Consider the following 25,221-nt stretch of genomic DNA (forward strand, 5'->3'; position numbering starts at 1 on the left):
AAGAGGCTAGGTGCGGTTCCTTGCGCGTGGCTTGTTCCCGATGAGACGCAATCCGGGATCGGTAGGACTAGTCACGAATGTCATACTTCGCATACTGGCTGCGGGGGATCAATCCACCAACTTCGTGGGCAAACGACACGACTTTCGTGGCTTCCTCATCCAACTCGCAACGGAAGCGAACATGGTACCAGCCTTTGGCTGTGCCAAAGGCTGCATCCGGCACATCAAGGACGGTCCCGCTTCGCAATCCTAAACTAGGCAATGCGGACGGGAAATAACTCGGCGAACCATGAAGGAGTTGGCCCTGAAGCTCGGTAGCGCAAAGCGTGGCCACTCGGCCTTTGCGCGGAAGGCCATCGATCGCAGTCTGCGCCAGCAAATTGCCATCCCCCATGCGAGAGTACAGCGTTTTTGCCTTGGGCAGATCGTTGTTTTTAGAGACCGTTTTCGGCTCGTCAGCAGTTTTCTGCTCCGGCGGCTTGGCCTGCTCGATACTGGTCGTGGCTTCGCCAGACACGTCCGTCGGCGACCCATTGGGCTTCGGAGAAACGTCTGTTGTCCCAACCTCTGGAAGCTTCACATCGTCTGGGACGGGCTTTGAAGCAGGCGTCTCTGTTTCAGGTTTTTCCGCAGCAGCCTGTGTCGGCATCTGCTGCCGTCCCGCATCGTGCTCCGGCGGAGTTAATGCGGGTTTGACTTCGCCTTGAGAAGATTTTCCTGCTACCGAATTTTCGGGGCCGCGATTCTTATCGCCAAACCCGATGACAGGGTTGAGGGTCGGCATCGGCTTCGCCTGCTCAGGCACTTTCTTAGCCGGCGGTGGAGGTGGTGGCGGCGGTGGCGGTTTCTTCTTAGCCTCTTCCGGCGGCTTCGGGTCCGGTGGCTTTACCTCGGGCTTGGGCTCCGGCTTCTTCTCCTCCGGCGGCGGAACGAGTTCCACCTTGACGCTCTCGTCTTCAGCAGGTTTCGGCTCAATCTTCGGCAGCCCGAAAATGAGAAGTGCAACGATGGGGACATGCAGAAGCACGGACGCGACAACGCCCCAGCGGATTTCAGGCCGCTGTTTTGCCGTTTCGTGATTCGTCTCCGCCAGTTCCACCTCGTCTGTCACAGCGCCGATGTGGCCTCTAAAGCCGGCAGCATCAAGCCACAAAAGCAAAAAACTGCGTGATCGCCATCGCCGTCACTGGTCGGCGGCTCCATCGTCGGCCACCAGATCGTGCTCCTGCCATTCGGCCTGCGGAATGGCATCGCCGAGGAGAAAGGCGAAGGACACCACCTTGCCGGAGCCGGCATCGAGCCCGCATTTGAACTGGATGTTGTACCATTTGCGCTGGCTGCGGAAGGCGCCGCCCCTCACCTCGACGCTATTGCCGCGGACTTTCTCAGCCGCCATCGCATAGGGCGCAAGCGCATCGGGACGCATATCGGGCCGCGCCCGGCGGACCTGCTCCATCGCCTCTAGGTCGCAGAGCTGCAGATTGCGCTCGCCGCCGGCAAGGCCACGCAGCGCTTCGCGGGCGCGCCGGCTGCGCGGATCCGATAACACCGTCTCCGAATACAGCCGGTCCGCCTCAACGAAGGCATCAGGCTTCGGCGGCACAGCAGCGACGGAAGCCACTTCGGGCGACGTCACGACCGCCGGCGCCTTCTCTTGATGCGGCGGAGCGATCTCTCGGGCGGCCGCGCTCACATCCGGCTTTGGCGCAATGCGCGCAGGCGTCGCGACCGGCTGCGCTGTCGCCGAAGGTTTGGCCGCCTCGAGAACGATATCGACCGTAATGCCCTCGTCCGTCAGCGGCGCCGGCGGCTCAGGTCTCGGAAGCAGCAGGAGCAGCAGCGCGAGCATGACGGCATGCAGCGCGAACGAGGCGAGAGCGCCCCGCTCGATGCCTTCCTCCCGATTTTCCCATGCCAATTCCATCGCTCAGGAAACAGCTGTCGGGCAATCGAAGGCGACCATGAAACCCAGGAACACTTTCATAAGAGCCTGCCGATGCACCACGAGGAATGAAGAGCAGAGCGACAGTGCCAGTCTGACGCGAGTTGCGCAACCTTATGATCGCCGATAGCGGTCCCTTGTCGCGAACAACGTCGCGATCAACCAAGCGAGCCGATGATCTCGCGATAGGCGGCCTCCGGAAATGCCTTCAGTGTCTGGGTGCGGACATTGCCGCCCATCGCCAGCGAGAGGCCGAACCGCGCCATGACGGCATCGTCGGGCGCTTCGCAGACAGCCACCATGTCGTGGCCGCCCATCGTCAGAAAGAACTGGTTGAAGGAGCCGCCCATGTCGCCGAGCAGTTTCTTCGCCGCATCCAGCCGCTTTGACGAGTCGCGAACGTTGCGCACACCTTGGTCCGTCCAATTGATCAAGACAATGTAAGTGGTCATCTCGCACCTCCCAACGGAGGATTCGCCCGACACGGGCATGCGTCGGTCCTCGCTCGCGCATCGCGATCGATTTCCTCCCCCGTGGCCGGACTATAATCTTGTCACCACCGAGCGACAAGAAAGCCGCCGGGATCATTGGTATTAGGCGTGTCGCCCGAAAGTGTGGAGCCGTTGGAAATAACCGCCTGCAGGTGAAACAAAGACCAGAAGCAAAAAGCCGGGCACAAGCCCGGCTTCCGCAATCGTAGAAGTCTTGTCGCCCTCAGCTGTCCAGGAAGCTTCTGAGCTTTCTCGAGCGGCTCGGATGCTTCAGCTTGCGCAGCGCCTTCGCCTCGATCTGGCGGATACGTTCGCGGGTGACCGAGAACTGCTGGCCGACTTCTTCGAGCGTGTGGTCGGTGTTCATGCCGATGCCGAAGCGCATGCGGAGCACACGTTCCTCGCGCGGCGTCAGCGAGGCGAGAACGCGGGTCGTCGTCTCGCGCAGGTTCGCCTGGATGGCCGCGTCGATCGGCAGAAGCGCATTCTTGTCCTCGATGAAATCGCCGAGATGCGAATCCTCTTCGTCGCCCACCGGGGTTTCGAGCGAGATCGGCTCCTTGGCGATCTTCAGGACCTTGCGGACCTTTTCGAGCGGCATGGCAAGCTTTTCGGCCAGTTCTTCCGGCGTCGGCTCGCGGCCGATCTCGTGCAGCATCTGGCGCGAGGTACGGACGATCTTGTTGATCGTCTCGATCATGTGCACCGGAATACGGATCGTGCGGGCCTGGTCGGCGATCGAGCGGGTGATCGCCTGACGGATCCACCACGTCGCATAGGTCGAGAACTTGTAACCGCGGCGGTATTCGAACTTGTCGACCGCCTTCATCAGGCCGATATTGCCTTCCTGAATGAGGTCGAGGAACTGCAGGCCGCGGTTCGTGTATTTCTTGGCGATGGAGATGACGAGGCGAAGGTTCGCTTCGACCATTTCCTTCTTGGCGATGCGCGCTTCGCGCTCGCCCTTCTGCACCATGTGCACGATGCGGCGGAATTCCGAGATCGAAATGCCGGTTTCGGTCGCCAGATTCTGGATCTCCTGGCGGATATCGCGGATCGTCGTGTTTTCGCCGCGGGCAAATTCCTTCCAGCCGCGGGCGGCCAGATTGCCGATCGACTTCATCCAGTTCGGATCGAGCTCGGCGCCCTGGTACTGTTCCAGGAAGCTGTCGCGCTTGACGCCGTAGGATTCGGCCAGACGCAGCAGACGGCCTTCGTTGGAAACCAGGCGCTTGTTGATGTCATAGAGCTGCTCGACCAGCGCGTCGATGCGGTTCTGATTCAAGGACAGAGACTTGACCGCCTTGATCAGTTCATCCTTGAGCTCCTTATAGCGGCGCTCCTGGGCAGTCGACAGCGTCCCGGAAGCCGACAGGCGCTGCTCGACCTGCTGGTCCTGCAGCTTGCGCAGCTTCTTGTAGGTCTCGGCGATCGTATCCAGCGTCTCCATCACCTGCGGGCGAAGCTCGGCTTCCATGGCCGCCAGCGAAAGGTTGGATTCGTCCTCGTCCTCTTCCTCCTCCTCGGGAGGCAGGCCCTCGCCGCCGACATCGGTGATGTCGTCGTCGCCGGAGCGGGCGCGGCGGGTCTTTTCCTTCTCCTCGGCGGCCTTGCGGTCGGCCTCGATCTTCTCGGGGCTCTGGAACTGCGGGGCAGCCTTGGCTTCGGGACCGGAATAGGTCGTTTCGAGATCGATGATCTCGCGCAGCAGCGTCGTGCCTTCGTTGAGTTCGTCGCGCCAGATGATCAGCGCCTGGAAGGTCAGCGGGCTCTCGCAGAGGCCTGCGATCATCGTTTCGCGGCCGGCCTCTATGCGCTTGGCGATCGCGATTTCGCCCTCGCGGGAGAGCAGCTCCACCGAGCCCATCTCGCGCAGATACATGCGAACGGGATCGTCGGTACGGTCGGTCGGTTCTTTCTTTTTGGCAGTCGCAAGCGCAGTGCCGCTTGAGGGGGCGAGTTCGCCGCCTTCGCTCTCTTCGTCGCCGCCGCTATCGTCGTCATCGCCGCCGCCGGCAGCGCCGGCTTCCTCGGCTTCCTCGTCCTCGATGACGTTGATGCCCATGTCCGACAGCATCGACATCGTGTCTTCGATCTGCTCGGACGTCACTTCTTCGGACGGCAGGACCGCATTGAGCTCGTCCATCGTCACATAGCCGCGCTTCTTGGCGGCCTTGATCATCTTCTTGACCGCGTCGTCGGAAAGATCGAGAAGAGGGCCGTCGCTTGCGCCGTCGCGTTCGACTTCCGCGTCTTCGTTCTCTTTGACCTTGGTTGCCATTTATATCGTCGCCTTCCTGACGCTATCCAATCTCGCTACGGTGAATGGGCCGTCTCAGGGCCAGACGCGTCGCTCGCGCCGCCCTCGAATCACCTTTGCCCACCTAACGGGATGACATTTAAAGCCTGATTAACCACGATAGCCGGCACCGGACAGCAAAGCTTTTTTGCTTTTGGATTTCCGGCCATGGTTGCGCGATCCGCCTTGACCCAGTTCACCGTTTCAACAAGTCGAACGGTGATTCCCACATTTTTTGCTCTCGTCAAGCTTTTCCACAAAAAAAGCCCACGAAAAATCGGAAAAAGCCTTATCCACAGGCTTTGAACCGCGGCAGCGATTGCGAACCTTATTTAAGAGGCGGCAAACAAAAGACAAGGGCAGCAAGAATTTTGCCTGCTGCGCCAGTTGTTTCTGCCGTTTTGCAGTCCTGCCGGCGATCTATTCGCCTCTGTCCGGACGAATATTGGCTATTTTGCCTTGCCGTCATAGGCCGTCACCGTCAGCGTACCGAGATCGATCGCCGGAATGCAGCGCAGATTGACCGAGGCCATCGCCGCACCGTTCGGGCTCACACCCTCCCCGAACGGCGCGATGCCGCAATTGGCGCAGAAGTGATGCCGGATGACATGTCTGTTGAAAGTATAGGTCGAGAGTTTCTCTTCCGGCGTCTTCAGCACCAGCTTGTCGCGCGGCACGAAGGCCAGAAGCCCGCCGCGCCGGCGGCAGAGCGAACAGTTGCAATCGAGCGCTTCGGTGAATTCGCCTTCGACCTCGAAAGCCACGTTGCCGCAATGGCAGCTTCCTTCATAAATCATGCCTTCCTCCTCACATCCAATCCATGACGACCTTGCCTGAGTTGCCCGACCGCATCGCCTCGAAGCCGTCGCGAAATTCGCCGATCTTGATGCGATGAGTAATGATCGGCGCCAGATCGAGGCCGCCCTGGACGAAGGCGATCATCTTGTACCAGGTCTCGAACATTTCGCGGCCGTAAATGCCCTTGAGATTGAGCATCTTGAAGATCACCTTGTTCCAGTCGATCTCGAAACCGGCCGGCGCGATGCCGAGAATGGCGATCTTGCCGCCATTGTTCATCTTGTCGATCATGTCGCGAAAGGCGGGGGCCGCGCCCGACATTTCGAGCCCGACGTCGAAGCCCTCGGTCATGCCGATCGCCTTCATCACATCGGCCAGATTTTCCTTGGAGGCATCGACGACATGGTCGATGCCGAGCTTGCGCGCCAGATCCAGCCGGTGCGGATTGATATCGGTGATGACGACCTTGCGGGCGCCGGAACGTTTGGCGACCAGCGCCCCCATGATGCCGATCGGCCCGGCACCGGTGACGAGCACGTCCTCGCCGACGAGATCGAAGGAGAGCGCAGTGTGCACGGCATTGCCGAACGGATCGAAGATCGCGGCGATTTCGTCCGAGATATCGTCCGGGATCGGCACCACATTGCTTTCGGGAATGCAGACGAACTCGCCGAAGGAACCCGGCCGATTGACGCCGACGCCGAGCGTGTTGCGGCAAAGATGCCCCCTGCCCGCCCGGCAGTTGCGGCACTTGCCGCAGACGATATGGCCCTCGCCGGAAACCCGCTCGCCGACATGATAACGGGTGACCGCCGAACCGATCTCGGCGATCTCGCCGGAAAATTCATGGCCGACGACCATCGGCACCGGGATCGTCTTCTGCGCCCACTGGTCCCAGTTCCAGATATGCACGTCGGTGCCGCAGATCGCCGATTTCTTCACCCGGATCAGCACATCGTTCGGCCCGACCTCCGGCACCGGCACGTTCTCCATCCAAAGCCCGACTTCCGGCTTCGCTTTGACCAGCGCCTTCATCATGTTCGACATATCTGTGTTCCTTGGCTCCGTATCTGTCGCAGCCCCTCATCCGCCTGCCGGCACCTTCTCCCCGCGCGCGGGGAGAAGGGGTATGTCGCACCGGCTTCGTCAACCCTCGACGCTGCGTTTGGCAGGTCCCCTCTCCCCGTTTTTGACGGGGAGAGGGTTAGGGTGAGGGGCAAACCCCATGCTCAAATCACACCCAGTTCCCGCCCAGCTTCGGCAAAGGCCGCAATCGCCCGCTCCACATCCCCCTTCGAATGCGCCGCCGACATCTGTGTGCGGATGCGAGCCTGGCCTTTCGGCACGACCGGGAAGGAAAAGCCGATGACATAAATGCCCTTCTTCAGCATCAGCCCCGCCATGTCCTGCGCCAGCTTGGCATCGCCCAGCATGACCGGGATGATCGGATGGCCTTGCCCGGCGAGCGTGAAGCCAAGCTTGGTCATCTCGCTGCGGAAGAGATCGGCATTATCAGACAGGCGCTTGCGCAAGGCATCGCCGTTTTCGATCAGGTCGAAGACTTTCAGCGAAGCAGCCGCGATAACGGGCGCCAGCGTATTCGAGAACAGATAGGGCCGCGAGCGCTGCCGCAGCCATTCGACGATCTCCGCCTTGGCCGAGGTATAACCGCCGGAAGCGCCGCCAAGCGCCTTGCCCAGCGTGCCGGTAATGATGTCGATCCGGCCCTCGACGCCGCAATATTCCGGCGAGCCGCGGCCATTCCTGCCGACGAATCCGACCGCATGGCTGTCGTCGACCATGACCATCGCACCATATTTCTCGGCGAGATCGCAGACGCCGCCGAGATTGGCGATGATGCCGTCCATCGAGAAGACGCCGTCGGTGGCGATCAGCTTGAAGCGGCTGCCTTCGGCCTTTTTCAGCTCCTCTTCCAGCGCCGCCATATCATTGTTGGCGTAGCGGAAGCGCTTGGCCTTGGAGAGACGCACGCCATCGATGATCGAGGCGTGGTTCAGCGCGTCGGAAATGATCGCATCCTCTTCGCCGAGCAGCGTTTCGAATAGGCCGCCATTGGCATCGAAACAGGAGGAATAGAGGATCGTGTCTTCCATGCCGAGGAAGGAGGAGATGCGGGCTTCGAGCTGCTTATGCTCCTCCTGCGTTCCGCAGATGAAGCGCACCGAGGCCATGCCGTAGCCATAGCGGTCGAGCGCCCGCTTGCCGGCCGCGGCCAATTCCTCATTGTCGGCGAGGCCGAGATAGTTGTTGGCGCAGAAATTCAGCACGCGCTCGCCGGAGATAACGGCGATTTCGCCAGCCTGCTTCGAGGTGATGACGCGTTCGGACTTGTAGAGGCCGGCATCCCTGAGAGAGGCCAGTTCAGATTGCAGGTGGGAGAGAAATGCTTTTGTCATTGTAAGCGGCCTTTTCTCCAAAACATTCTCCGATCGGCGCTGCAATTAGCACAAAGCAAGTGCAGATGTCGCCGATCCGGTACGAAATATTTTCGTCGCCAAAGACCGCGGACTACTGGTCGTGCGAGAGAATGATCTCCAGGAACGCATCGCCATAGCGCTCGAGCTTCGACTGGCCGACACCCGATATGCCCAGCAACTCCTTGCGGCTCCTCGGCCGTTCGGTGGCAAAGGCGATCAGCGTCGTATCGGGGAAGACGACATAGGGCGGCACGCCGAGCGATTTGGCGATCGACATGCGCTCGGCCCTGAGAGCCTCGAAGAGACTGCCGTCTGCGCCGGACAGGCCCGATTTGCGCTCGCTGCGCTCGGCCTTCTTCGTGCGCCGTTCCGAGGCCGGCCGGTCCTTGCGGAAGAACACCTGCCGCTCGTGCTTGAAGACGGCGCGCGCTTCCGGCTCCAGCTTCAGCGCCCCGTAGGCATCGTGGTCGATACGGATCAACCCCATGGCCAGCAGCTGACGGAAGACCGATTGCCAGGTGCGCGCCGGAAAATCCTTGCCGGCGCCGAAAACAGGCATATCGACATGGCCGAAACGTTCGGTCTTCTCATTGGCATTGCCGACGAGGACGTCGATGACATGGCCGGCGCCGAAACGTTCGCCGGTCCGGTAGACGGCGGCCAGCGCCTTGATCGCTGCTTCCGTGCCCTCCCAGGTCTCGACCGGCTTCAGGCAGGTGTCGCAATTGCCGCATTGGCCGGCATGAGCCTCGCCGAAATGGGCAAGGATCGCCTGCCGGCGGCAGGAAGCGGTCTCGCAGATTGCCAGCAAGGCGTTAAGCTTGGCGCGCTCGACCCGCTTGATCTCGTCGGCGGCATTGCCCTCATCGATCATCCGGCGGCGCTGGATGACATCGGCCATGCCATAGGCCATCCAGACCTCAGACGGCAGGCCGTCGCGCCCGGCACGCCCGGTCTCCTGGTAATAGGCTTCCACCGATCCCGGCAGATCGAGATGGGCGACATAACGGACATTCGGCTTGTCGATGCCCATGCCGAAGGCGACAGTAGCGACCAGGCAGAGGTTTTCCTCCTTGAGGAAAGCGTCCTGATTGGCGTCGCGAACGGCCCTGTCCATGCCGGCATGATAGGCACGCGCGCGGATGCCCTGCCCGTTCAGCCACTCGGCCGTGTCCTCGACCTTGGCGCGTGACAGGCAATAGACGATGCCGCTGTTTCCCTTGTGACCGGAGAGAAACCGCAGGAGCTGCTGGCGCGGCTGGTCGCGCTCGACGATCTCGTAGGCGATGTTCGGCCGGTCGAAGCTGGTGGTGAAGACCTCGGCATTGTCGAGCCCCAGCCGCTCGATGATATCGTCGCGCGTATGCGGATCGGCCGTTGCCGTCAGCGCCACCCTGGGCACGCCGGGATATTGCTCGCCGAGACGGCCGAGCTCGCGATATTCCGGCCGGAAATCATGGCCCCATTGCGAAACGCAATGGGCCTCGTCGATGGCAAACAGCGCGATCTTTTCATTGGCGATCAGCTCGCGGAAACCGTCGGTCAGGATGCGCTCGGGTGTGACGTAGAGAAGATCGAGCTTGCCCGCCGAAAGCGCCCGGCGAACCTCGACGAATTCCTCGCGCGACAGCGATGAATTGAGCGCTGCGGCCCGGATGCCGAGCTGCTTCATCGCCTCGACCTGATCGCGCATCAGTGCAATCAGCGGCGAAACGACGATGCCGACGCCGTCCCGGCAGAGCGCCGGGATCTGGAAACACAGCGATTTGCCGGCCCCTGTGGGAAAGAGCACCACCGCATCGCCGCCGGAAACCAGATGTTCGACCACCTGCTGCTGCTTGCTGCGGAAGGAGGAATAGCCATAGACCTGCTTCAACACCTCGAGCGGCGCGCGGCCGGCGGAAAACAGCGCATCGGAAGCGGAAAAGCCCGGTTCATTGCGTTCGGTCAGCGACATCAGTGGTTCGCCGCCCCTTTGACGCGGCCGGAAAGCACGCCGAAGCCGTCGATGATCGCCTCCTGATTCTCCAGGCGCACGCCTTCGAAATGCACTTCCTGCTGCGCCCGCATCAGCTGAACGATCGCCTCGCCGTCGCCGGCTTCGGTCGCCAGCGCAATCTCGCGTTCGAGTTCCATCTTCTGCCGGCGCAGCGCCTTCGCGCGTTTGTGAAAGGCGAGCGCCTGGCGGTAGCCCTCACGCGCATCCTCCATCGCCGCCTCTTCGGTCGCCGTCCAGAGCCGCGCATTGCGCACCTGCTGGTCGAGGCTCTTGATGAGCGGACCGAAACCTTCGAATTCCAGCCGCTCCGTCAGATATTCGCGCGTCAGGTGCGGGCCGGCGACGGCAGCGGCCGCCCCCAGCATCGCCGACCAGAGCCGCTGCAGCTCGCGGCTGTCATATTCGATTGCAGCGATCTCGTCATAATCGTCGATCATCAGGGCCGGATGATTGACGACGGTCAGCGCCAGCACGCTTTCGCGCAGCGCCGTAATGTCCCGATGTCCGCGCACGGGGCCCGAGCGGGCGAGCCGGTCGGAAATGAGGCTGGGGCTTTTCGGCCCTGCCTTGCCGGCATTGTCGCGGCCGTTCCGGGAATTGCCGTTGCCGTTGAAACCGCGGCGCTCGCCGCTGCCGCGGTTCTGGAACTGCGGCTGGAAGAAGGTGTTCAGCCGGTCGCGTATATCCTGCTGGTAGTGACGGCGCACATTCTCGTCGGCGATGACGGCGACCAGCTGCTTCAGCCGCGCTTCAAGCTCGGCGCGCGCCTCGGGCGTGTCGAATTTGCCGGTATTGACCTCGCGGCTCCACAGCATCTCCGAAAGCGGCTTTGCCTGGCTCATCACCTTGTCGAAGGGCGCGCGGCCTTCGTCGCGCACGAGGTCGTCCGGGTCCTTGCCATCAGGCAGAAGCGCGAAGCGGACGGAACGGCCGGGCTTCAGATGTGGCAGCGCCAGTTCGGCGGCGCGATTGGCGGCGCGGATGCCGGCGCCGTCACCGTCGAAGCAGAGCACCGGCTGCGGCACCATCTTCCAGAGCAGCTCGAGCTGATTTTCGGTGAGCGCCGTGCCGAGCGGCGCGACGGCATTCTCGACGCCCGCCTGATAAAGCGCAATCACATCCATATAACCTTCGACGGCGATGATGGTGCCGCTCGCATTGTCGTCCTGATCGCCGCGGCCAGGGCCCTGGATGGCGCGGCGGGCGCGGGCGAAATTGTAAAGCACATTGCCCTTGTGGAAGAGTTCCGTCTCGTTGGAGTTCAGATATTTCGCCGGCGCGTCGGCCGACATGGCGCGGCCGCCGAAGGCGATCACCTTTTCCCGCGACGAGAGGATCGGAAACATGATGCGGTCGCGGAAGCGGTCGTAAGAAACCGGCACGTTTTCATGGACGACCAGGCCGCAGGCCTCGATCTGCTCCTTGGTGACGCCCTTGCCGGCGAGGAATTCCTTCAGCGCATTGCGGCTGTCGGGCGCATAACCGAGACGGAAAGTCTCGATGGTGCGCCCGGTCAGCCCGCGGTCGCGCAGATAGGCGCGCGCTCTCGCCCCGTTGGCCGTCTGCAACTGATCCTGGAAAAATTGTGTCGCCATTTCCATGACGTCGATCAGCGAGCCCCGCTCCTTCTCGCGCTTCTCCATCACAGGATCGGCAAGCGGCATCGGAACGCCTGCCATATCGGCGATCTGCTGCACCGCCTCGGGAAAACTCAAGCCCTCCAGCTCGGTGAGGAAGCGGAAGTGGTCGCCGGTGACGCCGCAGCCGAAGCAGTGATAGCGACCCTTCCGGTCCTCGCAGTGGAAGCTCGGCGATTTCTCTCCATGGAACGGGCAGCAAGCCCAGTAATCGCCGCGCGACACGTTGGTCTTGCGTTTATCCCAGCTCACGCGGCGCGCGATCACGTTCGAAATCGGAACGCGGTCGCGAATATCATCGAGAAAGGTGTTGGAAAAGCGCATCTATACCTCTTGGCCAGCCTCCATATAAGCTGGTTTGCCGCTCCACGCCACGAAACTTGTCACCAAAACCCGCTATTCACAGGCAAGTGCACCCGTCCCCGGCGGCGTCGGTTATCCAATCAAAAACACGTTATCGCCCCCTGCGACAGGGTGCGACATTATTGTCTTTCAAGCGTTGAAATTCCGCCGCCGTAAATGTCTCGGCAAGCGTGGCGGCCCTTGATGGAGCCGAATTAAATCGTTTTAAAACAGCCACTTATCGTCTGCATCGATTGAACGGCCTTATCCCGCCGCCGCCAGCCGAACCTTCGCTTCGACGGCTCTAAAAACGACGTTTTCGGCAATCATTATTTTTTTGTAATTTGAATAAGCCGCCAGCCCGCAATAGGTTCGATCTCAACAAAGCGATCCCCAAGCGAAGCACCATCCCTACCCCCGGCGCCGCTTCGCAAGGGTGCCTTTGCAAACACCCTCCGGCTTGGGCCTCGGCCCTGCGTGCCGGTGGAAGCAAAGAGCAAGAAGGCAGGAGCGCCCCCAGCTCCTGCCTTCTTAAATTTTAAGCTCCCTTGCGACAACTCTCCCTTTGAAATTAACCGCTTATAGACAAAACCGTTGACAGGCGGCGCTTGCATGAAAGATGTATGCGCCGAACTCCTGGACCTCTCCAAATGGCTTTTACCGCGGACAATCTCGCAGCAGACGATCGCTTTCTCGCGGCGATCCTCAATTGCGCCGATCAGATGCTCTCGATCTATCGCGAGAGCCCTCGCATCGCCTCGATCTTCGCCGCGCAGCAGCGCTGGCTGATGGCCCATGCCGGCTTCGCGCTTCATTACGGCCACCCCGACGACGGCAGGAGCGGCGGCCTCTATTCCGGCCGGTTCATCGATTTCTCGGTCAGGAACGACATCGCCAGCCGCAACACGGCTGCGGCCTTCATGCAGGAAATGCTGGCTTACCGCTTCCTGCGAACGGTTCCCGGCCCCGACAAGCGCACACGCTATCTGGAACCCACGGAGATCGCCGAACAGCATTTCACCCGATGGCTCGTCGCCCATGTGATGATCCTCGACAGTCTCGACGGCGGTGGACGCGCCGACAGGATCACCGCCGATCCCGCGGCAATGATGGCCGCCATCCAACCGCGGATCGCCAAGGCGATTATCGGCAGCGAAGCGGTGCGCAATCCGGGGCCTACCTTCAATCTTTTCAACTGGGCAAATACCGGCGGGCTGGTGATGGATTACCTGATCTCGCGCCTTCCGCAATTTCCCCGGACGGCCGAACGCGTCGTGGTCGGCCCGCTGTCGCTCCGGGAAATCCGCGAGCAGTTCATGATCTCCAACACCCACCTGAAGCGGCTTCTGACGCAGGCAGCGACCATGGAAAGCGTCGGCTGGACCGAGCCCTCCCGCAAGGGCGACTTCTGGCTGTCGGGCCGCTTCATCATGGAATATTGGAATTATCAGGCGGCGAAGTTCGCCATCATCGATGCCGCCGCCGAAGCAGTGCTCGGGCCTGCGGTTCAGGACGAACCGCAGGCGAGACGGGTGGTGTGAGACTTATCCGTTCAGCAGTTCCTTGACGGTCGCCGACGCCTTGGCGAAATCCATCTGGCCGGCATAACGCTCCTTGAGCGCCGCCATCACCTTGCCCATGTCCTTGACACTCGAGGAACCCGTCTCCGCGATAACGGCCGAAATATTGGCGCGCACCTCACCATCAGAAAGCTGCTTCGGCATGAAATCCTGGATGACGGTGATTTCGGCGCGCTCTTTTGCGGCAAGCTCCGGCCGTGAATTCTCCTCGTAGATCTTGGCCGATTCGTCGCGCTGCTTCACCATCTTGGCGAGGATCTGCAGGATCTCGTCCTCGCTCGCCTGCTCCTTGCCGGTGCCGCGATTGGCGATATCGCGGTCCTTGATCGCAGCCTGAATCAGCCGGACGGTGGAAAGCCGCTCCGAATCCTTGGCCTTCATCGCCTCTTTGAGCTGGGTGGCGAGTTGATCGCGCAGCATGGTCTTTTCTCCTTTTTTGATGCCGCTTCATAAACCACGCCGATGCGGCGGATCAAATAAATTGCGCGATCGGCGGGATAAAGGGCAGGAAAACAGCCGCAATCTCGGCTACAAAGAGTTGACCGTAAGCGATTGCGTGGCTATCTACCGCCACCTGCACCAAAATTCGTGATCAGGCCTGAAGACGCGCGGCTTAGCCGTGCCCACACGCCTGCGAGATCAAATGGCGACGAGCGCGGCAACGCGCGCCGACCGCCGGAAACGGGATGAAGATGACCGCGACAGCACCCTGGACAATCGAAAAGCCGACCGCCCTGCTCGTTCTCGCCGACGGCACGGTGATCGAAGGCAAGGGCATCGGCGCTACCGGCAAGGTGCAGGCCGAAGTCGTCTTCAACACGGCGCTGACCGGCTACGAAGAGATCATGACCGACCCTTCCTATCTCGGCCAGATCGTCACCTTCACCTTTCCCCATATCGGCAATATCGGCACCAACGATGAAGACATCGAGGATCTGACGCCTGCCGCCCGCCACGGCGCCGTCGGGGTCATCTTCAAGGCCGACATCACCGAACCGTCGAACTACCGTGCCGCCAAGCATCTCGATCAATGGCTGAAGGCACGCGGTATCATCGGCCTCTGCGGCATCGATACGCGCGCGCTGACCGCCTGGATCCGTGAGAACGGCGCCCCGAATGCGGTGATCGCCCACGATCCGAACGGCGTCTTCGACATCGAGACGCTGAAGGCCGAAGCCAAGGCCTGGAGCGGCCTCGAAGGTCTCGACCTTGCCAAGGTCGCTTCGTCGGGTCAGTCCTCGCAATGGACGGAGACCCCGTGGGTCTGGAACGAAGGTTACGGTGAACTCGGCGCAGCGGATGCGAAATACCACGTCGTCTGCCTCGACTACGGCGTCAAGCGCAACATCCTGCGCCTGTTTGCCGGCCTCGACTGCAAGGTGACCGTCGTGCCGGCAGCAACGAGCGCGGAAGACGTGCTCGCCATGCAGCCGGACGGCATCTTCCTGTCGAACGGCCCGGGCGACCCGGCGGCAACCGGCGAATATGCCGTGCCCGTGATCAAGACGCTTGTTAAAACCGATATTCCGGTCTTCGGCATCTGCCTCGGCCACCAGATGCTGGGCCTCGCCCTCGGCGCCAAGACCGAGAAGATGCATCAGGGCCATCACGGCGCCAACCACCCGGTCAAGGACCATACGACGGGCAAGGTCGAGATCGTCTCGATGAACCACGGCTTCGCGATCGACTCGAGGTCGCTGCCCGATGGCGTTGAAGAGACTCATATTTCGCTCTTCGACGGCACCAATTGCGGCCTGCGCGTGCTCGGCAAGCAGGTCTTCTCCGTCCAGCACCATCCGGAAGCCTCCCCCGGCCCGCAGGACAGCCACTATCTCTTCCGCCGCTTCATCAACATGGTGCGCGAAAAGAAGGGCGAACCGGCGCTCGCCGAACGCTGATTTCAATACCGCCCATTTCAGATGAAGGCTCGTCCCAGGCGAGCCTTTTTCTTTGCCCGCATATTGACCTCAACTTAACTTGAGGAACTACAGAAGCGACTGCAGACATCTCATGCAGGAGAAAAATGGATGAGCGGAGCTTTCTTTCGAGTCGACAAGTTCATCGTGCCGGTGGCAGCGCGCGAGGAATTCCTGGTCAATGTGATGATGACCCACAAGGTGCTGGAGGCCCAGGAAGGCTTTATCGATCACACGGTGCTGGAACAGATCGCCGGTCCCGGCGAATACAATTTCGTGACGATTGCCCAATGGGAAAGCGCTGATGTCGTCGAGCGCGTGCGGGCGGCCGTTGCAGCCGCCCACAAGGCTGCGAATTTCGATCCGCAGGAATTGTTTGCGCGCCTCGGCATTCGCGCCGATATCGCCAGCTACAAGCCCGTCGCGGCTTGAAGATAAGGGATCGCCGGCTCAGGCCTCGGCGGTCGCCCCCTCGCGGCGAAGCAGAAGGTAGAAGCGTGCGCAGAGCATGACGGCGGCGGCCGCCAGCCCGACGAGGAAGCCGAACCAGATGCCGATGCCGCCGAAGCCCAACGGGAAGGCAAAGGCCCAGGCCAGGAAGAAGCCGATCGGCCAATAGGCGATCAACGCCATGATCATCGGCACGCGCGCGTCCTTGAGGCCGCGCAGCAATCCATTGGCGATCACCTGCAGCCCGTCGACGAGCTGGAAAAGCCCGGCAACGACGATGAGAGGCCCGGCATAGGCAAGCACTTCGGGCGCCTCCGGCGAATTGACGTCGAGGAACCAGCTGCCAAGGAATTGCGGCATGCTGGCAAAGAGCACCGAACCCACCGCTGAGATGGCGCAGGCAAGCATGAGCACCATGATCGAAGCCCGCACCAGCCCATCGTAATCGCCTTGCCCGTGGGCGACGCCGATGCGAACCGTCGCCGCCTGGCTGAGGCCGAGCGGGATCATGAAGGCGATCGAGGCCCATTGCAGGGCGATACCGTGGGCGGCAAGCTCGATCGTGCCGATATAGCCCATCAGCAGCGAGGCCACCGTGAACAGGCTGACCTCGGCAAGGATGGTGACGCTGATCGGGAAGCCGAGCCGGATGACCTCCAGCAGCGCATGCCAGTCGGGCTTCCAGAAACGCACGAAGATCTCGTAGCGCCGCGTTTCCTCCCGCCGCTGAACGAAAGCCAGGATGAAGAGGAAGCCAGCCGTCTGCACGACGACCGAAACGATCGCAGCACCTTCGAGCCCCATCGCCGGAAAGCCGAAATGGCCGAGCACCAGAGCATAGGCGAAGATCGCATTCAGCCCCAGCGTGGCGATCGTGACGTTGAGGATGATGCCCGCCTTGCCGATGGCGCTGACCAGCGCCCGCATGACGTTGAAGAGCAGCGCCGGCAGCACGCCAAACTGGCCGATCATGATATAGCCGTGGGCAAGCCTGGCCACCTCCGGCTTCTGCTGCGCGAAGCGAAGGATCTGCTCCGAATTGAAGAAGGCCGGCTGCATGACAAGCCAGTAGGCGATCACCACCCAGAGACCCATGCGCAGCGACCGGCGCACCGAAACGACGTCGCCGCGGCCATAGGCCTGCGCCACCATCGGAATGACGGCGATGGCAAAACCCGAGCCGAAGATCAGGATGGTGAACAGGAACTGGGCCGACAGCACCATCGCCGCCAGATGTTCGGCGCCGAGACGGCCGACGATCATCACGTCGGTGGTGTTGATACCGAGCTGGGCGAGTTGCGCGCCGATCAGCGGAATGCCGAGCGCCAGCGTTGCACGGAAATGTGCACCCCAACGATTATCGGTTGTCGGCGCAAGCCTGCGCGCGTCGATCGGCGTGTCCATGACACTAGTCCTGTGATTGAAATCGCATCGCCGCAGCTCGCGGCAAAATATCATTCCGGACTTAGATCAAAGCCCGGCGAAGAACTACCCCAAAACAGGCAGATGATGAAAAATTCATCATCACATCAGCATTCCTGATCGATCAACCCGCCGCTTCCAGCGCCTCGGCCGGCTGACGGACCCGGACCCGCACGAGGAATACGCCGGCGGCCACCAGGATGAACAGGGCGGCCGTCAGATAGGGGGCGCCGGCAAAGGTGACCGGTGCCTCGGGTCGGGTGAAATAGCTGAACAACTGCGTGAAGATCAGCGGACCGACAATGGTGGTGATGCTGCTGAGACTGGTCAGCGCGCCTTGCAGCTCGCCCTGCGCCGAGGGCGGCACCTTGCCGGCGGCGATGCTGCGCAACGGCGGATCGGCGACGTTTTCCATCACGGTCGCCACGATCACCACATAGACCACCCAGCCCTCCCAGGCAAAGGCGTAACCGGTCAGCCCTGCAGCCGAAAAACAAAGGCCGAGGAGCGCTGTCTTCCATTCGCCGAGCAGAGGCACGACACGCGGCAATACCAGTCCCATCACCAAGGCAGCGCCGATGCCGTAAATGCCGAGCGACAGGCCGATCTGCCCCTCGCTCCAGCCATAGCGATAGGTCGACACGAACGACCAGACGGAGGGATAGACGGCATGCGCCAGAAAGAACAGGAACATCACGAGGCTGACCCAGCCGATGCCGGGGTAATGGCGCATCTGCCGCAGCGCGCCAAGCGGATTGGCGCGTTTCCACTCGAACTGCCGGCGGTTCTTCGCCTCCAGCGTTTCTGGCAGCAGGAAGCAGGCGGCGATGAAATTGAGAAGCGACAGTGCGGCCGCACCGAGGAACGGCACACGCGGGCCGAATTCGCCGAGGAAGCCGCCGATAACCGGGCCGATGGTGAAACCGACGCCGAAGGCGATGCCGATCAGCCCGAAATTCTTTGCCCGGTTCTCCTCCGTGCTGATATCGGCGATATAGGCCGAGCAGGTGGCGAAGCTGCCGCCGCTGATGCCGGCGAGCACGCGCCCGACGAACAGCATCCAGAAGCTGGTGGCGATACCGCAGATGAAATTGTCGATCGCAAAGGTCAGCACCGACAGCAGAAGAACCGGCCGGCGGCCGAACCGATCCGACAGGTTTCCGAGCAGCGGCGCAAACAGGAATTGCATGCCGGCATAGACCAGCATCAGCCAGCCGCCGTCAATCGCCGCCTCGCTGACGCTGCCGCCGGTCAATTGTTCCAGATAGGCGGGCAGCACCGGCATGATGATTGCGATGCCGATAATGTCGAGGAAGAGGATGATGAAGACCAGGAAAAGGCCGCGGCGAACGAATTTAGGGTCAAGCATGAGACATCTCTACAGCGGTTGGCTCTGAAAAGACGATCTCGTCGCCGAGAAATGACATAGCTCAGAAAAGAAACCGAAACAATCCGTGAACATTTCAAAGATTTTGATACTGCCGTACGGGAAATTTATGAAACCCCTCAACCGGAGGGCGCTTCTTCAGGAGATCGAGAGCCAGCGCCAAGCTGCGCGCTCCCTTGCAATCGCTGCGACGGCATCCAGATCACTGACAGGAAGATCGCTCATTGTGCATTTCCCCGCACAGCCTGTTCGAGCCCGCCCGATTATCGCCCGAAAACAAAAGCGGTAGAACGGGATCGACAGCGCCGCTCGGGGCGCGCGCGTTCGGACGAAGGAGAAGGCAATGCAGACCTATCGTTTGGGAAAGACCGGACCCGAAGTCTCGGCCATCGGCCTCGGCTGCATGGGCATGTCCGGCATGTACGGTCCCTCCGACCGCGCCGAAAGCATTGCGACGATCCATGCCGCGCTCGATGCCGGCGTCAACCTGCTCGATACCGGCGATTTCTACGGCATGGGTCATAACGAGATGCTGATCGGCGAGGCATTGAAAGGCCGCAGGCGCGAGAATGCCGTCCTCAGCGTCAAGTTCGGCGCGCTCCGCGATCCCGCCGGCGGTTGGGGCGGCATAGACGCCCGCCCAGCCGCGGTGAAAAACTTCCTCGCTTACACGCTGCAGCGCCTCGGCGTTGACTATATCGATATCTACCGCCCGGCCCGCCTCGATCCCAATGTGCCGATCGAGGATACGGTCGGCGCCATCGCCGATATGGTCAAAGCAGGTTATGTCAGGCACATCGGCCTGTCGGAAGTCGGCGCCGATACGATCCGCCGAGCCGCTACCGCTGCCCCGATCGTCGACCTGCAGATCGAATATTCGCTGATCTCGCGCGGCATCGAGGAAAAGATCCTGCCGACGACGCGCGAACTCGGCATCTCGATCACCGCTTACGGCGTGCTCTCGCGCGGCCTGATCAGCGGCCACTGGCAGAAAGGCCAGGCCACGGCCGGCGACTTTCGTACCCATAGTCCACGCTTCCAGGAGGGCAATATCGACCAGAACCTCGCTCTGGTGGAAAAGCTGCGCGAGATCGCCGAGGCAAAGAGCGTCTCCGTCGCCCAGATCGCCATCGCCTGGGTTGCCGCCAAGGGCGAGGATATCGTTCCGATCATCGGCGCCCGCCGCCGCGACCGGCTGAGCGAGGCGCTCGGTTCACGCGCGGTCGAGCTGTCGGCAGAAGATTTCGCCGCCATCGAACGCGCCATCCCGAAGGATGCGGCAGCCGGCGGGCGTTATCCCGAACAGATGCTGAAGCATATGGATAGTGAGAAGTAGGCAAAGGGCGGACTGAAGGGGCTTGAACGTTGCGCCTGGTAAAACCCCTCCCCAACCCCTCCCCACAAGGGGGAGGGGCTTAACCTACCGCCCCGTTTTCCCTATCTGCGACGTTTCGAGTAGAACGAGGCGGGCGCTCCGGCTTAGTCCCTCCCCCTTGTGGGGAGGGGCTTTCACAAGGTGGACGGAGAGCGCGGAGAGACCGCGGCATGTCCCTTCGCCCCGCGAGCGGGGAGAAGGTGGCGGCAGCCGGATGAGGGGCTGAGCAGCCGAGCTGCGAATGCTCTAAGCGCAAGCGAAGAGCAACAACGGCTGGAAAATAGCGCTTTTCGTCACCACGGGAAAAGCGCTCTATCCTACCCCCTCAAACCGGCCCCGAAAACGTATCGCAAGCCGAGAGCTGGCCGCTGTCGAAACCGCGCTTGAACCACCGGACGCGCTGCGCCGAGGTGCCGTGGTTGAAACTCTCCGGCACGACGTAACCCTGCGAGCGCTTCTGCAGCGTATCGTCGCCGATCTGCTGGGCGGCGTTGAGCGCTTCTTCCAGGTCGCCGCTCTCCAGCAGGCCCTTCTGCTGGGTATACTTACCCCAGATGCCGGCGAAACAATCGGCCTGCAGCTCGACGCGCACCGACATCTTGTTGGCCTCCTCCTCGCTCATGCGCTGGCGGGCCTGGTTGAACTTCGGCAGAATGCCGAGCAGGTTCTGCACATGATGCCCGACCTCGTGGGCGACGACATAGGCCTCGGCGAAATCGCCCGATGCGCCGAAGCGGTCGGAAAGCTCCTGAAAGAATTGGGTGTCGAGATAGACCTTGTGGTCGCTGGGGCAGTAGAACGGCCCGGTTGCCGCCGATGCCGAGCCGCAGGCCGATGCCGTCGAACCCGAGAACAGCACCAGGCGCGGCTCCTCGTAAGTCTGGCCCTGTGCCTGGAAGATGCCCTGCCAGGTATCCTCGGTCTCGGCGAGAACGGTGCGCATGAAGGCGGTCATCTCGTCATTGGCGGGCGCGCGCGTTCCGCCGGACTGGCTCTGCTCGTAGCCGGGGCCGCTCGACATGCCGCCGTTATCCAACACTTGCAGCAGATCGACACCCATCATCTTGAAGATGAAATAGATGACGACAAGGAAGATGATCGTACCGATGCTCAAGCCGCCGCCGGCGCGGCGAACGCCGCCGCCGGAGGGAAAATTGAAGCCGCCGCCACGGCCGAAACCGCCGCTCGCCGGGTCACCGCGGCGATCTTCGATATTGTCGGACTGACGCCGGCCTCTCCATTCCATCTTCGCTCTCCCCGGCAATGCCTCTGCTTGCACTTTAACGAATCTATATATCCGTCGCCGGCCGGAATTCCAGCGACTTCATCCGGGCGATCGGCCCCGCCTCCGCGAGAACGTGGCGGCAAAATACGGGTGCGGTCCTGCCGGACGGGAAATAGACTTTCGCACTATGTCGGGATTCCTGTCGATTCCGCGATTTATGGGGTTCCGTTTGCAAATACATTTGCCTATAAGCCGCTTCTAGCCTGAAAAGACCTCAATGCGCGACCCGACCTGGTGATCTCCCACCCTGGCCGGCTTTTTGCGCAGCCAGACAATGGATATCGCCCATGCCGAAGCGCCAAGACATCAAATCGATCCTCATCATCGGCGCGGGACCGATCGTCATTGGCCAGGCTTGCGAATTCGACTATTCCGGTACCCAGGCCTGCAAGGCGCTGAAGGAGGAAGGCTACCGCGTCATCCTCGTCAACTCCAACCCGGCGACGATCATGACCGATCCGGGCCTTGCCGACGCTACCTACGTCGAGCCGATCACCCCCGAGGTCGTCGCCAAGATCATCGCCAAGGAGCGCCCGGACGCGCTGCTGCCGACCATGGGCGGCCAGACGGCGTTGAATACCGCCCTCTCGCTGAAGCGCATGGGCGTGCTCGACCGATACAATGTCGAGATGATCGGCGCCAAGCCCGCCGCCATCGACATGGCCGAGGACCGCGCGCTGTTCCGCGAAGCCATGGCCCGCATCGGCCTGGAAACGCCCCGCTCGATGCTGGCCAACGCCACCGACATCAAGGACCTCGATCGCAAGACGCACGAGGCCGAGCGCAGCAAGCTGCGCGAAAGCCTCTCCGGCCCCGACCTCGACAAGGCGCTGGACGAGCTGGAAAACCAGTGGAACCTCGGTGAAAGCGACCGCAAGCAGCGCTACATGAACCATGCTGTGGCGATCGCCGCCCAGGCGCTCGACCATGTCGGCCTGCCCGCCATCATCCGCCCCTCCTTCACCCTCGGCGGCACCGGCGGCGGCATTGCCTACAACCGCTCGGAATTCTTCGAGATCGTCGGCGGCGGCCTCGATGCTTCGCCGACCACCGAAGTGCTGATCGAAGAATCGGTGCTCGGCTGGAAGGAGTATGAAATGGAGGTCGTCCGCGACAAGGCGGACAACTGCATCATCATCTGCTCGATCGAAAACATCGATCCGATGGGCGTCCACACCGGCGATTCGATCACCGTCGCCCCGGCGCTGACGCTGACCGACAAGGAATACCAGATCATGCGCAACGCCTCGATCGCGGTGCTGCGCGAGATCGGCGTCGAGACCGGCGGCTCGAACGTGCAGTTCGCCGTCAATCCGAAGGACGGCCGTCTCGTCGTCATCGAAATGAACCCGCGTGTGTCGCGCTCCTCAGCGCTCGCCTCCAAGGCCACCGGTTTCCCGATCGCCAAGATCGCCGCCAAGCTCGCCATCGGCTATACGCTTGACGAATTGGACAACGATATCACCGGCGGCGCCACGCCTGCCTCCTTCGAACCGTCGATCGACTACGTCGTCACCAAGATCCCGCGTTTCGCCTTCGAGAAATTCCCCGGCGCCTCGCCGGTTCTGACGACCGCAATGAAATCGGTCGGTGAAGTCATGGCGATCGGCCGAACCTTCGCCGAATCGCTGCAGAAGGCGCTGCGCGGTCTCGAAACCGGTCTGACCGGCCTCGACGAGATCGAGATCCCCGACTCCGAGGAAGGCGAATCCAGCCACAACGCCATTCGCGCCGCCATCGGCACACCGACACCGGATCGCCTGCGCATGGTCGCCCAGGCGCTGCGCATGGGTCTGAGCATCGAAGAGGTGCATGAGGGCTGCAAGATCGATCCCTGGTTCATTGCCGAACTCAAGAACATCGTCGACACGGAAGCCCGTATCCGCGAGCACGGCCTGCCGGAGGATGCCGCCAACCTGCGCATGCTGAAGGCCATGGGCTTTTCCGATGCGCGCCTGGCAACACTGACCGGCAAGCGCCCGAAGCAGATCGCCGAGTTTCGAAACAGCCTGAACGTCCGCCCGGTCTTCAAGCGGATCGATACCTGTGCTGCCGAATTCGCCTCGCCGACCGCCTACATGTATTCGACCTATGAGACGCCCTTCGTCGGCGCCGTCCGCTCCGAGGCCGAAGTCTCCGACCGCAAGAAGGTCGTCATCCTCGGCGGCGGCCCGAACCGCATCGGCCAGGGCATCGAGTTCGATTATTGCTGCTGCCATGCCGCCTTCGCGCTGAAGGATGCCGGTTACGAAGCGATCATGATCAACTGCAACCCGGAAACCGTCTCGACCGACTACGACACGTCAGACCGCCTCTATTTCGAGCCGCTGACGGCCGAGGATGTGATCGAGATCCTGCGCGCCGAGCAGGAAAAAGGCGAAGTCGTCGGCGTCATCGTCCAGTTTGGCGGCCAGACGCCGCTGAAGCTTGCCGAGGCGCTGGAAAAGAACGGCATTCCGATCCTCGGCACTGCGCCCGATATGATCGACCTCGCCGAAGACCGCGACCGCTTCCAGAAGCTTCTGATGAAGCTCGACCTCAACCAGCCGAACAACGGCATCGCCTATTCGGTCGAGCAGGCCCGCCTGGTCGCCGCCGAAATCGGCTTCCCGCTGGTCGTGCGTCCGTCCTACGTGCTCGGCGGCCGCGCCATGCAGATCCTGCATTCGGAAGGCCAGCTGCAGACCTACCTGCTCGACACCGTTCCGGAACTGGTGCCCGAAGATATCAAGCAGCGTTATCCCAACGACAAGACTGGCCAGATCAACACCCTGCTCGGCAAGAACCCGCTGCTCTTCGACAGCTATCTCAGCCATGCCATCGAAGTCGACGTCGACTGCCTCTGCGATGGCACCGACGTCTATGTCGCCGGCATCATGGAACATATCGAGGAAGCCGGCATCCATTCCGGTGACTCGGCCTGCTCGCTGCCGCCGCGCTCGCTGCCCGTCGAACTGATCGACGAACTCGAGCGCCAGGCAAAGGCGATGGCCAAGGCGCTCAATGTCGGCGGCCTGATGAACGTCCAGTTCGCCATCAAAGACGGCACCGTCTACGTTCTCGAAGTCAATCCGCGCGCCTCGCGCACCGTGCCCTTCGTCGCCAAGACCATCGGCGCGCCGATCGCCAAGATCGCCGCCCGCGTCATGGCCGGCGAGAAACTTGACGCAACCTTCGCCGCTTATGGGCAAAAGCCCGATCCGCGCCGGCTGAAGCACATCGCCGTCAAGGAAGCCGTCTTCCCCTTCGCCCGCTTCCCCGGCGTCGACACGCTGCTCGGCCCGGAAATGCGCTCGACCGGCGAAGTTATCGGCCTCGATACCGATTTTGCCCTGGCCTTCGCCAAGTCGCAGCTCGGCGCCGGCGTTGAGCTGCCGCGTGACGGAACGGTCTTCGTCTCCGTACGCGACGAGGACAAGGCGCGCGTGCTGCCGGCGATCCGCATTCTCGTCGAACAGGGCTTCAAGGTACTGGCAACCGGCGGCACCGCCCGCTTCCTCGGCGAAAACGGCATCACCGCCACCAAGATCAACAAGGTGCTCGAAGGCCGTCCGCATATCGAGGACGCGATCCGCAATCGCCAGGTCCAGCTCGTGATCAACACCACCGACGGCAATAAGGCGATCTCCGACTCGAAATCGCTGCGCCGCGCGACGCTGATGCAGAAGGTGCCCTACTACACGACGATGGCCGGCGCCGAAGCCGCCGCCCAGGCGATCAAGGCGCTGAAAGCAGGCAATCTCGAAGTGCGGCCGCTGCAGAGCTATTTCGCCTGAGATCGATCGAGATAAACGGGGCCACCGCTCGATCGAGCGGTGGCCCATGTCATTCCGGCAGAGGCGCCACATTCCGGAATCAAA

18 protein-coding genes are annotated in these 25,221 nt (G+C 61.9%); 5 read left to right on the plus strand and 13 right to left on the minus strand.

Annotated elements, in window-relative coordinates:
* Positions 1–67: 67 nt before the first annotated feature.
* The 9 genes from CO666_RS03930 to dnaG form a co-directional block, all read right to left on the minus strand.
* Positions 68–1,153: a DUF930 domain-containing protein gene (locus CO666_RS03930; RefSeq protein ID WP_097611026.1), complete on the minus strand. Its 1,086-nt coding sequence runs from the start codon at positions 1,151–1,153 to the stop codon at positions 68–70.
* 30 nt (positions 1,154–1,183) lie between these two features.
* On the minus strand, positions 1,184–1,924 hold the full coding sequence (locus CO666_RS03935) for a DUF930 domain-containing protein (RefSeq protein ID WP_097610831.1): 741 nt from the start codon (positions 1,922–1,924) through the stop codon (positions 1,184–1,186).
* A 176-nt stretch (positions 1,925–2,100) separates the two neighbouring features.
* On the minus strand, positions 2,101–2,394 hold the full coding sequence (locus tag CO666_RS03940; protein ID WP_018242976.1) for a GYD domain-containing protein: 294 nt from the start codon (positions 2,392–2,394) through the stop codon (positions 2,101–2,103).
* Positions 2,395–2,656: 262 nt separating this feature from the next.
* Positions 2,657–4,714, minus strand: a complete 2,058-nt coding sequence (rpoD, locus tag CO666_RS03945) for an RNA polymerase sigma factor RpoD (protein ID WP_097610832.1) — start codon at positions 4,712–4,714, stop codon at positions 2,657–2,659.
* A gap of 467 nt (positions 4,715–5,181) precedes the next feature.
* Positions 5,182–5,529: a GFA family protein gene (locus tag CO666_RS03950; protein ID WP_097610833.1), complete on the minus strand. Its 348-nt coding sequence runs from the start codon at positions 5,527–5,529 to the stop codon at positions 5,182–5,184.
* A gap of 10 nt (positions 5,530–5,539) precedes the next feature.
* Entirely contained in the window at positions 5,540–6,577 is a 1,038-nt protein-coding gene (gene tdh, locus CO666_RS03955; protein ID WP_097610834.1) for an L-threonine 3-dehydrogenase, read from the minus strand.
* Positions 6,578–6,759: 182 nt separating this feature from the next.
* A complete protein-coding gene (locus CO666_RS03965; protein ID WP_097610836.1) occupies positions 6,760–7,947 on the minus strand; it encodes a glycine C-acetyltransferase in 1,188 nt (395 codons plus the stop codon).
* 112 nt (positions 7,948–8,059) lie between these two features.
* A complete protein-coding gene (gene recQ, locus CO666_RS03970) occupies positions 8,060–9,925 on the minus strand; it encodes a DNA helicase RecQ (RefSeq protein ID WP_097610837.1) in 1,866 nt (621 codons plus the stop codon).
* Positions 9,925–11,928 (minus strand): DNA primase, encoded by a 2,004-nt coding sequence (gene dnaG / locus CO666_RS03975; protein ID WP_097610838.1) that lies wholly within the window; start codon positions 11,926–11,928, stop codon positions 9,925–9,927. Before dnaG ends, recQ begins: the two co-directional genes overlap by 1 nt.
* A gap of 668 nt (positions 11,929–12,596) precedes the next feature.
* Between dnaG and CO666_RS03985 the strand changes: the two genes are divergently transcribed.
* Positions 12,597–13,487: a hypothetical protein gene (locus CO666_RS03985; RefSeq protein ID WP_097610840.1), complete on the plus strand. Its 891-nt coding sequence runs from the start codon at positions 12,597–12,599 to the stop codon at positions 13,485–13,487.
* A gap of 3 nt (positions 13,488–13,490) precedes the next feature.
* On the opposite strand, the gene CO666_RS03990 is transcribed toward CO666_RS03985, so the two are convergent.
* On the minus strand, positions 13,491–13,946 hold the full coding sequence (locus CO666_RS03990) for a GatB/YqeY domain-containing protein (protein ID WP_097610841.1): 456 nt from the start codon (positions 13,944–13,946) through the stop codon (positions 13,491–13,493).
* A 272-nt stretch (positions 13,947–14,218) separates the two neighbouring features.
* Here CO666_RS03990 and carA point away from each other — a divergent pair, with 272 nt between their 5' ends.
* Positions 14,219–15,424: a glutamine-hydrolyzing carbamoyl-phosphate synthase small subunit gene (gene carA, locus CO666_RS03995; protein ID WP_097611027.1), complete on the plus strand. Its 1,206-nt coding sequence runs from the start codon at positions 14,219–14,221 to the stop codon at positions 15,422–15,424.
* A 129-nt stretch (positions 15,425–15,553) separates the two neighbouring features.
* Positions 15,554–15,874 carry an antibiotic biosynthesis monooxygenase family protein gene (locus CO666_RS04000; RefSeq protein ID WP_097610842.1) on the plus strand — a complete coding sequence of 107 codons (321 nt, stop codon included), beginning with the start codon at positions 15,554–15,556 and terminating at the stop codon, positions 15,872–15,874.
* 18 nt (positions 15,875–15,892) lie between these two features.
* Here the strand turns inward: CO666_RS04000 and CO666_RS04005 are convergent, their stop codons facing one another.
* Positions 15,893–17,296, minus strand: coding sequence for an MATE family efflux transporter (locus CO666_RS04005; RefSeq protein ID WP_097610843.1), 1,404 nt, complete (start codon positions 17,294–17,296; stop codon positions 15,893–15,895).
* A gap of 142 nt (positions 17,297–17,438) precedes the next feature.
* Complete coding sequence (locus tag CO666_RS04010; protein WP_097610844.1) at positions 17,439–18,683, minus strand: TCR/Tet family MFS transporter; 1,245 nt, start codon at positions 18,681–18,683, stop codon at positions 17,439–17,441.
* A gap of 361 nt (positions 18,684–19,044) precedes the next feature.
* On the opposite strand from CO666_RS04010, the gene CO666_RS04015 reads away from it, so the two are divergent.
* Positions 19,045–20,037 carry an aldo/keto reductase gene (locus tag CO666_RS04015; RefSeq protein ID WP_097610845.1) on the plus strand — a complete coding sequence of 331 codons (993 nt, stop codon included), beginning with the start codon at positions 19,045–19,047 and terminating at the stop codon, positions 20,035–20,037.
* A 364-nt stretch (positions 20,038–20,401) separates the two neighbouring features.
* Here the strand turns inward: CO666_RS04015 and ypfJ are convergent, their stop codons facing one another.
* On the minus strand, positions 20,402–21,322 hold the full coding sequence (gene ypfJ / locus CO666_RS04020; protein WP_097610846.1) for a KPN_02809 family neutral zinc metallopeptidase: 921 nt from the start codon (positions 21,320–21,322) through the stop codon (positions 20,402–20,404).
* A 326-nt stretch (positions 21,323–21,648) separates the two neighbouring features.
* Between ypfJ and carB the strand changes: the two genes are divergently transcribed.
* Positions 21,649–25,137, plus strand: coding sequence for a carbamoyl-phosphate synthase large subunit (gene carB / locus CO666_RS04025; RefSeq protein WP_097610847.1), 3,489 nt, complete (start codon positions 21,649–21,651; stop codon positions 25,135–25,137).
* Positions 25,138–25,221 lie beyond the last annotated feature (84 nt).

Origin of the sequence: Rhizobium chutanense (genome assembly GCF_002531935.1) — a bacterium.
GTDB lineage: Bacteria > Pseudomonadota > Alphaproteobacteria > Rhizobiales > Rhizobiaceae > Rhizobium > Rhizobium chutanense.